The 10,106-nt window shown below is 73.3% G+C and carries 7 protein-coding genes; 2 read left to right on the top strand and 5 right to left on the bottom strand.

What is annotated here, in order from left to right; all coding sequences use genetic code 11:
- The 3 genes from ACFWNV_RS37595 to ACFWNV_RS37585 form a co-directional block, all read right to left on the bottom strand.
- Window positions 1–1,321, bottom strand: a 1,321-nt coding sequence (locus ACFWNV_RS37595) for a hypothetical protein (protein WP_383956152.1), incomplete at its 3' end; no start/stop codon positions are given.
- The gene (locus ACFWNV_RS37590; protein WP_383956149.1) at window positions 1,318–3,081 is read right to left on the bottom strand and encodes a lipopolysaccharide biosynthesis protein; all 1,764 of its coding nucleotides are present in this window, start codon (window positions 3,079–3,081) and stop codon (window positions 1,318–1,320) included. The genes ACFWNV_RS37595 and ACFWNV_RS37590, both read right to left, overlap by 4 nt.
- Window positions 3,078–4,286, bottom strand: coding sequence for a glycosyltransferase (locus ACFWNV_RS37585; RefSeq protein ID WP_383956161.1), 1,209 nt, complete (start codon window positions 4,284–4,286; stop codon window positions 3,078–3,080). Before ACFWNV_RS37585 ends, ACFWNV_RS37590 begins: the two co-directional genes overlap by 4 nt.
- Window positions 4,287–4,458: 172 nt before the next feature.
- Between ACFWNV_RS37585 and ACFWNV_RS37580 the strand changes: the two genes are divergently transcribed.
- Window positions 4,459–4,932, top strand: a complete 474-nt coding sequence (locus tag ACFWNV_RS37580) for an adenylyltransferase/cytidyltransferase family protein (protein WP_383956158.1) — start codon at window positions 4,459–4,461, stop codon at window positions 4,930–4,932.
- 118 nt (window positions 4,933–5,050) lie between these two features.
- On the opposite strand, the gene ACFWNV_RS37575 is transcribed toward ACFWNV_RS37580, so the two are convergent.
- Both ACFWNV_RS37575 and glgX read right to left on the bottom strand, forming a co-directional pair.
- On the bottom strand, window positions 5,051–5,794 hold the full coding sequence (locus ACFWNV_RS37575; RefSeq protein ID WP_383956146.1) for a CDP-alcohol phosphatidyltransferase family protein: 744 nt from the start codon (window positions 5,792–5,794) through the stop codon (window positions 5,051–5,053).
- Window positions 5,795–5,987: 193 nt separating this feature from the next.
- The gene (gene glgX, locus ACFWNV_RS37570) at window positions 5,988–8,192 is read right to left on the bottom strand and encodes a glycogen debranching protein GlgX (protein ID WP_383956155.1); all 2,205 of its coding nucleotides are present in this window, start codon (window positions 8,190–8,192) and stop codon (window positions 5,988–5,990) included.
- A gap of 459 nt (window positions 8,193–8,651) precedes the next feature.
- On the opposite strand from glgX, the gene ACFWNV_RS37565 reads away from it, so the two are divergent.
- The gene (locus tag ACFWNV_RS37565) at window positions 8,652–9,848 is read left to right on the top strand and encodes an Ig-like domain-containing protein (RefSeq protein ID WP_383956143.1); all 1,197 of its coding nucleotides are present in this window, start codon (window positions 8,652–8,654) and stop codon (window positions 9,846–9,848) included.
- The last annotated feature ends 258 nt before the right edge of the window (window positions 9,849–10,106 follow it).

Genomic DNA, 10,106 nt, shown 5'->3' with positions numbered 1-10,106 from the left:
ACGTGCGGTCCCACGTCTCGATGTTCATCCGGATCCGGCGCGCCACGAGGTACGAGCCTCCGGTCAGCCAGTCGCTGCCGTCGCCGGCGCCGACCGGTTCGGGGGCCGGCCCCGGGACCGGCAGCCGGGCCACGCGCAGCCAGCCCGCCGCCGCCTTCGAGGCGGAGCCGAGGGCCAGGCCCCAGGCGGCCCCGGCCACGCCCCAGACGGCGTACCCGCCCAGCAGCAGCCCGACGGACAGCAGCGAGAAGACCACCTGGAGCGAGAGCGTGGCCTTCGGGTTCAGCACCCGCAGGGTCAGCAGTGCACAGGTGCCGAGCCCCATGACGGCGTACTGGGCTCCGGTCGCGGGCAGCAGTGCGGACGCCGCCCGCCAGGTGTCGCCGAGCAGGGCGCGGCCGGCCCGCTCCGGCAGCGCGTACAGCACGGCCCCCCACGCGGCGCCGGTCACCGCGAGCGCGCCGCCCATCAGCGCGGTCAGCCGGACCACCCCGCGCTTGCCCGACGCCCGGCCGACGACCGGCGGGCCGAAGGAGTTCGCGGAGTTGAACAGCACGTTCAGCGGCCCGAAGAGGGTGGTGGCGCCGCGCAGCGCGCCCACGGCCAGCGGGGTCGCGAAGACGCCGAGCCCCAGCACGGCGAGCTGGCTGGAGCCGTTGCCGACGGCGAACTCGACCACGAACCGCTGCCCCAGGTAGCCGCGCCGCAGGTACGGGCGCAGGTCGATGGCGCCACCGGAGGCCTCCCGCACCGAGGGCCGCAGCAGCCACAGGCCGAGCGCGAGCGCGGGCAGCGCGGAGAGCCCCCACACCAGCACCAGCCGCCCGGCCGGGGCGCCTTCGGGCTGGAGCAGCAGCGCGGACACCACGCACACCAGGCGCAGCGTGTCGGCGGCCAGCGCCCGCCCGGGCACCCGCAGGGCGGAGAAGCAGTAGCGCAGCCCGTCCTGGAGGAGCACCAGGGGCAGTACGAGTCCCAGCGCGAGGAACGCCGCTCCGGTGGCCCCGGGGAGCAGCAGCCCCAGGAGGGCCAGTACGGCTCCCGCCGCGGCCGAGGCGGCGCCGGTGAAGGCGAGCCCGGAGCGGCAGGCCGCGGCCAGCCGGGCAGTGCCGGGGTCGTCCTTCTCCAGCACCAGGGTCTGGCCCACGTAGGCCATGTTCAGGCCGAGCAGCACGGTGAAGGTCACGTAGACCATCGTGAAGTCGGCGAAGCCGGCCGCCGAGGAGAGCCGGGCGGCCAGCACCAGGACCAGGATGTTCGTGGCGCTGGACGCTGCCTGGTCCAGTACCGAGGCGACCGCCGCGAGGCCGCGCCGGCTCACCGCCGGCCCGTGCGGACCGTACGCAGGGCGACCGTGTCGGTGCCGTCGCCCGGGATGTGCTGCGCGGCGTCGGCGGCGGCGACCTCGTAGGGGATCGGCTGCGGCTCCCGCGAGCGGAGCGGGGGCGCGGGCGCGGGAAGGGGTTCCTCGGCGGCGGGGCCGCCGCCCTTGGGGCTGCGGCCGAGTCCGCGCTTCTTCTCGCCCGGCAGCGGCGCGTGCAGGACGGCGCCCAGCACCGTGCCGCCGGCCCCGCTGATCAGCTCGCGGATCCGGGAGAGGTCGGTGCGGCGCACCGCGCCGGGGTTGCAGACCACCAGGACGCCGTCGACGCGGTCGACGAGCGCGAGGGCGTCGGCGTACGAGAGCACGGGCGGGGCGAGCACCACGACGGTGGAGTTGGGGGAGTCGGCCTCGGAGATCAGCCGGGAGGCCCGCTGCGAGGTCAGCGCGCGGGGCACGTTGCGCACCCGCTCGCCCGGGATCAGGTCGAAGCTGCCCGATTCCCCGGCGTCCACGAGGAGCTGGCGACCGTCGGGCCACTCGGTCTCCGCGTGCTGTGCGCCCGAGCCGCCCTGCGACTGGCTCCAGCGCGGTCGGCCGGCGGCGTCGGTGGGCAGCTGGCTGGCCAGCACCGGGGTGCGCAGGTCGGCCTCGATGAGGAGCACGTCCTTGCCGGTCTCCGCGAAGGAGGCGGCCAGGTTCACCGCCACGGCGGCGGCGATCTCGCTGCTGCCGCGCGGGGCGACGACCAGGAGGCGGCGCCGGTCGGCGAAGCGGGCGTCGTAGGCGAGCCGGAAGGCCACCGAGCGGAACTCCTCGGCCAGCCGGGGGTCTTCCTCGCCCGCCGCGAGCAGCGGCCCGCCGTCGGCCTTGCCGCGCGGCAGGGAGCCCAGGACCGGGGCGCGCAGGGCCCGGGCGACGTCGCCCTCGGAGCGCGGAGCCGGGTCGAAGACGAGGCGCACCCAGGCTCCGAGGAGGCCCAGGGCGAGGCCGACGGCCGCGCCGAGCGCGAGCGACATGGGCAGTCCGGGGCCGTCGGCCCCGTGGGGCGGGACGGCGGAGCTGGTGACCCGGCCCGGGGTCATGTCCAGGGCCTGGAGCTTGGCGATGTTGCCGTTGAGCGTGTTGATCTTGCTTTGCTGGTCGGTCTTGGAGGAGTACGCGGCGTCCCGCGCGGGACCGGCCGGCATCCCGTTGATCTGCTTGACGAGATCGTCGAGCTGCTTGGCTACCGGGTCGCGCTGGTCCTGGTAGCCCTTGACCATCTTGTCGCGGGTGACGTCGAGGGCCTCCTGCCGCTTGAGCAGGTAGGCCTCGGTCATCGCGTTGGCGCGCTTGGCGGCCTCGGCGGGTGAGGCGGCGGTGTAGGTGAAGCGCAGCACCATCGTCTGCGGGGGGTTGGTCACCTGCAGACCGGCGCGCAGGGCCGAGAAGTCGGTGGCCGCGACCCCGAGCTTCTTCGCGGCCTCGTTGGCTATGGAGCTGGAGAGCGCGACCTGCCGCTCCGAGCCGATGTTGATCGCCTTGTCGGGGGCGAGGCTCGGGTTGAAGGGGTCGTCGGTGGGCGCGCGCAGCACGATGTCCGCGGTGGCCACGTAGGTGTCCGCCGTGGAGACGCCGAGGTAGACCCCGCCGAGCAGGCCGATGCCCACGCCCGCGGCGAGGAGCCGGCGGTAGCGCAGGAGCTGCTTGAACTGATCCCGGAGGAGGTCCGGTTCGTCCTCGGCCGGAGCCGCTGCCGGGCGGTTGGTCTCGATCACGGCCGGGGACCCCCAAGTGCTTCGTCCATCAGTGCGTCGATGCGGGCGAGGCCCGCCTCACGGCTCAGGTGCGCCGCCACGTGGCGCGGCCCGGCCGCACCCAGGGCGTCCGCGCCCGCGGGGTCCTCGGCCAGCGCCCGTACGGCCTTCAGCAGGGCCTCCGGGTTCTCCGGCGGTACGAGCACCCCGGCGCCCGAACGTTCCACTTCCTGGGCGGTCCCGCCCAGCGCCGCGACGGAGGCGACGACGGGACGGCCGGCCTGGAAGTACGAGGTCAGCTTGGACGGCACGCTCATGTCCATCACGGCGGCGTGCTGCGTGACCGCGAGTACGTCCGCCGCGGCGAGGATATCCGGGAACTCGCCGTCCGCGGCAGGGGGGATGATGTCGAGATTGGGAACGTCGGCCGCCAGGTCGGCGAGCGCGGAGCGCTGGCTGCCGTCGCCCATCAGCACGAAACGGACGCTCGGGTCCAGCCGGGCGGCGCCGACGAGGACCTCCAGCCCCTGCTTGAGGCCCATGTTCCCGGAGTGCAGGACGACGGTCTGGCCGGGAGCCCACCCGAGGTGGTGGCGGGTGCGGCCGCGCGGTTTGGTGGGCAGCGCCACGTGGGACCAGTTGGGGACGAGCCGGATGCGCCCCGGGTCCACGCCCATGGCGACGACCCGGTCGACGAAGGTCTCGTGGATCACACCGACGAGGGCGGCCCGCTTCAGGACGTGGGCCTCGGCCCGCCCGGCGAACACGGCCGCCTTGTCCCCGCCGCTGATCCCGCTCTGCGCGGCGGCGGCGCCCATCAGGTCCTGGACGACCGGAACGAAGGGGACCTTCCAGCGCGCCGCGAGGCGGGCGGCCACCAGGCCGCCGGCCAGGCTCGGCATCTGGGCCAGGACCGCGTCCGGCCTCGGCATCCGGGGCGGGGCCACGGTGCCGTGCAGCAGAATCGATCCTTCGAAAAGGGCCCGACGCAGGGCGGTCTGGCGCGGGGGAACGGTGTGCGCACGCCGGTGCACGGTCACTCCCGCGCGCTGTTCCGTGCGCCGTAGCGCCCCCTTGTACTCCGGCTCGACGGACCAGGCCGGGTAGTGCGGCATGCCCGCCAGGACGTGGGTCTCGTGACCGAGATCCGCCGCCCAGTGCTCCGCGATCTGGGTGGCGTACGGGCCTATGCCCGTGTGCTCGGGGGCGTAATTCGTGGAAACCAGCAGCAGTCGCCGCTGACCGGATTTCGACACTGGACGTCCCCCTCTCACCAGGATGATGCGCACGTCACCCTATTCGTTCACCGGCAACACAGGGAACGTGCACGCTATTGTCTGCTAATCCGCCACACCGGGGTGTGCGGCTTCTGGGGGATAACACGTGACGGAGCAGGAAATGTCCGAATTTGCCGAGCCTGGGCGTAGACCTCACCGCATCGGTTACGCGCCCGGCGCCTACGATCTGTTCCATATCGGACACCTCAACATCCTTCGCCATGCCCGGAGTCAGTGCGACTACCTGGTGGCCGGGGTCGTGTCCGACGAAATGGCGGAACTCGCCAAGGGGCGGCGCCCGGTGATCCCGCTCGTCGAGCGGCTGGAGATCGTCCGCGCCGTGCAGTACGTGGATGCCGCTTTTGTCGAGACCGTCCCGGACAAGGTCGAAACGTGGAAACAAGTCCGTTTCGACGTGATTTTCAAGGGCGACGACTGGCGCGGCACCCCCAAGGGCGACCAGCTGGAAAGGGACTTCGCCGTGCACGGGGTCGAGGTCGTCTACTTCCCGTACACGGTCCACACCTCCAGCACCCAGCTGCGCCGGGCCCTGGACGTGCTGTCGGAACCGCTCGCCACGGAACAGCGGGGCTGAGCGGCGGGACGGCGGGACGGTAGAGCGGCGGGACGGAGCGGAAGGCCGGCCCTTCGGCCTCCGGTCCGCGTCCCGGTCGGCCCGGTCGTCCCGGTCCCCGTCCCGGTCCCCGTCCCGGTCAGCGGGGTACGGCGCTGAGCTCCCGGAACCACTTGGCGAGGAACGCCACCAGGAACAGCGCGGCCAGCGCACCCGCCCCGGCGTACGCCCAGCGGAACGCGCCGCTGCCGCCGAGGAGCAGGAACACCAGGCAGAACACCCCGTAGTCCACGGGCAGCAGCGCCACCGCGCGCAGGGCCGACGGCGCGGCGGCCGCGCTCCCCGGCGCCGGCTTCGGCTTGAGCTTCTCCGTCAGCAGCCCCCCGAAGAAGGTCACGACGGCGGCGAGCTGGAAGCCCAGGGGCACCAGCAGCCAGCCGGCCGAGGCGGCCCCGTCCGGCCCGCCGCCGATCCCGTAGGCCTCGGGGAAGCGGTAGAAGGCGATCAGTACGCAGGTGTGCAGCGCGGTGAGCTTCGCGCAGTCCACGACGTGGTCCAGCCACTCGCCCGCCGCACTGCCGCCGCCGCGCAGCCGGGCGAGCTGCCCGTCGGCGGAGTCGAAGGCGAAGCCGACGGCGAGCAGGGCCCACACCGCGAACCCCAGCCCCCACGAGGGCGAGAGGAGGGCGACGGCGGCCGCGCCCGCGAAGCTCAGGGCGGCGCTGATCAGGGTCACCTGGTTCGGGGTGAGCCCGAGCGCGTACGACCCGGCGGCCAGGTACCGCCCGACGGGCCGGTTGACGAACCGGGAGTAGAGCGACACCCCCTTCGCCGATTTCTGCGCCCCGCGCAGCTCCCGCAACGCGGTCCCGACACTCGCCATCGACACAACCCCTCGAACATTCGTGTATGCGTGCGTGCGTACGAAGGCCACATCATCGCAGGGTGTTCCGAGGGCTTCCGACCGGATCGGCCCACCACCACCGACCCTCCGGCTTCACTCTGCCGCCTTCCACCCGCCGCCTTCGGTTCACCGCCTTCCCCCCGCCCCCGCCCCCAACCCTCACCCCCAACCCTCAGCCCACCACCTTCAGCAGCAGCACCGCGCGCGCCGGTACGGTCACGCTCCCGCCCCCGCGGTGCACGGTGGCGGGCGCCGCCGCCTGGTCCTCCCGGGAGGTGTCCAGGACCAGTTCGTACGCCCGGCCCCACGGCGCCTCCGGCAGCACCCACTCCACCGGCCGGTCCCCGGCGTGCAGCAGCGCCAGGAAACTGTCGTCCGTGACCTGCCGGCCGCGCTCGTCACGGCCCGGGATGTCCTGCCCCGACAGGTACAGCCCCACCGACCCGGCCGGGGCGTACCAGTCCCGCTCGGTCATCTCCACGCCCGCCGGGGTGAACCACGCCAGGTCCCGCAGCCCGTCCGCCCCCTGCGAGCGCCCCGAGAAGAACGCCCGGCGCCGCAGCACCGGATGGGCCCGGCGCAGCGCCAGCAGCCGCCGGGTCAGCGCGAGGAGCGCCTGCCAGGACGGGTCCTCCAGCAGCGACCAGTCCACCCAACTCGTCGCGTTGTCCTGGCAGTACGCGTTGTTGTTGCCGCCCTGCGTCCGGCCGAACTCGTCGCCCGCCACCAGCATCGGCACCCCGGTCGACAGCAGCAGCGTGGTCAGCAGGTTCCGCAGCTGCCGCCGGCGCAGCGCGGCGATCCGCGGATCCGTGCCCTCCTCGGGCTCGCCCTCCACCCCGCAGTTCCAGGACCGGTTGTCATTGGTCCCGTCGCGGCCCGCCTCGCCGTTCTCCTCGTTGTGCTTGGACTCGTACGACACCAGGTCGCGCAGGGTGAAACCGTCGTGCGCGGTGATGAAGTTGACCGAGGCGTAAGGCCGCCGCCCGCCCCACGCGTACAGGTCGCTCGATCCCGAAAGCCGGTAGCCGAGGTCCCGCACATCGGGCAGCGCGCCGCGCCAGAAGTCCCGTACGGCGTCCCGGTAGCGGTCGTTCCACTCCGTCCACAGCGGCGGGAACGCCCCCACCTGGTACCCCCCCGAGCCCACGTCCCACGGTTCGGCGATCAGCTTCACCCGCCGCAGCACCGGATCCTGGGCGATCACCGCGAGGAACGGCGAGAGCATGTCCACGTCGTGCATCGAGCGGGCCAGGGCCGCCGCCAGGTCGAAGCGGAAGCCGTCCACCCCCATCTCCGTGACCCAGTACCGCAGCGAGTCGGTGATCAGGCGCAGCACGTGCGGCCGCCCGGCGTGCAGGGTGTTGCCGCAGCCGGTGTAGTCCGCGTACCGGCGCTGGTCCGACTGGAGCCGGTAGTACGCCCGGTTGTCGATCCCGCGCAGCGACAGCGTCGGGCCCAGCTCGCCGGCCTCCGCGGTGTGGTTGTAGACCACGTCGAGGATGACCTCGATCCCCGCGGCGTGCAGCGCCTTGACCATCCGCTTGAACTCGCCGACCTGCTGGCCGGCCGTACCGCTGGAGGAGTACGCGGCGTGCGGGGCGAAGTAGCCGACCGAGTTGTAGCCCCAGTAGTTGCGCAGGCCGCGGCGCAGCAGGTGGTCCTCGTGGGCGAACTGGTGGACCGGCAGCAGTTCCACCGCCGTCACCCCGAGCCCGGTCAGGTGCTCGATCGCCGCCGGGTGCGCGAGGCCCGCGTACGTACCGCGCAGGTGCTCGGGGATGCCGGGGTGGCGCATGGTGAAGCCGCGCACGTGCAGTTCGTAGATGACCGAATCGGCCCACGGGGTCTTCGGCCGGACGTCGTCCGCCCAGTCGTCGTCATCGTGGACCACGACCCCCTTCGGGACGTGCGGGGCCGAGTCGCGGTCGTCGCGCACGGTGTCCGCGATGTACTGCTGCGGCCAGTCGCGGACGTGCCCGTACACCTCCGGCGGCAGCAGGAAGTCCCCGTCGACGGCCCGCGCGTACGGGTCCAGGAGCAGCTTCGCCGGATTGTGGCGGGCCCCCGTCCACGGATCCCAGCGCCCGTGCACCCGGAACCCGTACCGCTGCCCGGGCCGCACGCCCGGCAGGAACCCGTGCCAGATCTCGTGGGTCAGTTCCGTCAGCGCGCAGCGGCTCTCCGACCCGTCCTCCGCGAAGAGGCAGACCTCCACCGCCTCCGCGCCCTGGGCCCACAGTGCGAAGTTGGTGCCGACCCTCCCGTCCGGGCCCTGGTGGAACCGGGCCCCCAGCGGATGCGAGGAGCCGGGCCACACGGGCGGCCCGGGCACCCCGCGGCTCACCACGGCGTGGCCCCTGACCTGCGGTTCCATCAGCCCCAGGGGCTGACCGGCCGGGTGGCCGCTCCCGTTGGCGGCTCCTGCTCCGGTCCCGTTGCCGTTGCCGTTGCCGTTGCCGTTTCCGCTTCCGTTCCCCGTCCCGTGGCCGGTCAGGGCCCCGGCCCCGGTCCCGCCCTGAACACCGACCCGGGTCCCGGGTCCGGTTTCGGCCCCGGGCCCGGTCCCGGCCCCGGATCCGGTCTCGACCCCGGCCAGGGGCTCCGCCTCTTGCTCGGCTGCGCTCGACACTGCCCGCCTCCACGGCTCTCGGTACCTGCGGGGGTGGGGGAACTGCGGCCCCGGCGTCCCTGCCGCGGCCCGCCCCCGTCTGGTCCTTCCCACTGTTCTGCCCGGACTGTCCTGCCTGGAACGTGGGCCGCGCCCACGTTTCCCCCGGAGGGGCCCGGTCGTTGGAGGAACGTGACTCTTCTGACGAGGCGGGCAGGGGCGGGCTTGGCCGCCGTGGCGGTATGGGCGGGCCTCCTCGGAGGCCTGGCCGGATGCACCGAGAACGGCGGCTCCCCGATCGAGATCCAGCTGCCCGGCAAACCCCGGTCGCCGGACGAGGCGATCAGGATCACCCCCGACGACAACGCCAGGGGGGTGCCGGCCGAGGGACCGCTGAGGATCACCGTGCCCGAGGGCCGCCTCGAACGGGTCGTGGTCACCAAGGTGGAGGACGCGCAGGAGGAGACGGTGCCCGGCGCCATCGCCGTCGACGGGCTCAGCTGGAGCCCCGACCCGGCGTCGGGCCGGCTCGCGCTCGCGGCCAAGTACACCGTGGACGCGGTCGCGCTCGACGGGCACGACCGCCGCCAGGCCCGGCACACCACCTTCACCACCTACGTTCCCGAGGAGCGGTTCATCGGCTACTTCAAGCCCGAGAACCGCTCGACCGTCGGCACCGGCATGATCATCTCCTTCGGGTTCAGCCGGTCCATCGAACGCCGCGCCGACGTGGAGCGAGCCATCACGATCACCTCCGACCCGGCCGTGGAGGTGGTGGGCCACTGGTTCGGCGACGAGCGCCTCGACTTCCGGCCCAAGACGTACTGGAAGCCGGGCACCGAGGTCACGGTGAAGATCGGCCTGCGGGACGTCGAGGGCGCCCCCGGCTCGTACGGGATCCAGGACAAGACCCTGCGCTTCACCGTCGGCCGCTCCCAGATCTCCACCGTCGACGCGGCCGCGCACACCATGGAGGTGCGGCGCGACGGCGAGCTGCTGTCCACCGTGCCGATCACCGCCGGGGCGCCGAAGAACATGACCTACAACGGGAAGATGGTGGTGATGGAGCTCTTCGACGTCACCCGGATGAACGGCCAGACCGTCGGCTTCGGCGGCGAGTACGACATCCCCGACGTCCCGCACGCCATCCGCCTCACCCGCTCCGGGACCTTCCTGCACGGCAACTACTGGGCCAGCCCCGACACCTTCGGCTCCACCAACGTCAGCCACGGCTGCATCGGACTGCGCGACAACAAGGGCGGCGGCTCGGACACCCCGGCCGGCTGGTTCTTCGACCGGACCCTGGTCGGCGACGTGGTGGAGGTCGTGAACTCGCAGGACAAGACGGTCGCCCCGGACAACGGGCTGGGCGGCTGGAACATGTCCTGGCCCGCCTGGGTCGCCGGTTCCGCGATCGCCTGACCCCTCGTCACGTGCCGTCCCCTCACCCGTCCCCTCACCCGTCCCCTCACCCGACACCCCAGTCGGGTGATTGTCGTACCGGAATGCCGTAGCGGGGGAGTGTCGGTCCGCCCGGCTCGCCGGAGCCCGCCGCCAGCCTGTACGGGCCCGCCCGCACGCGGCGGCGGGCGACGGACGGAGCGTCATGTCAGCAAGGAAGTGGACCCTCGGGCCCCTGGGGCTCGCCCTCGGGGCCGTACTGGCCGCAGGGGCCCCGGG

Origin of the sequence: Streptomyces sp. NPDC058401 (assembly GCF_042722885.1) — a bacterium.
Lineage (GTDB): Bacteria > Actinomycetota > Actinomycetes > Streptomycetales > Streptomycetaceae > Streptomyces.
This window is presented reverse-complemented; position numbering and strand designations above follow the sequence as displayed.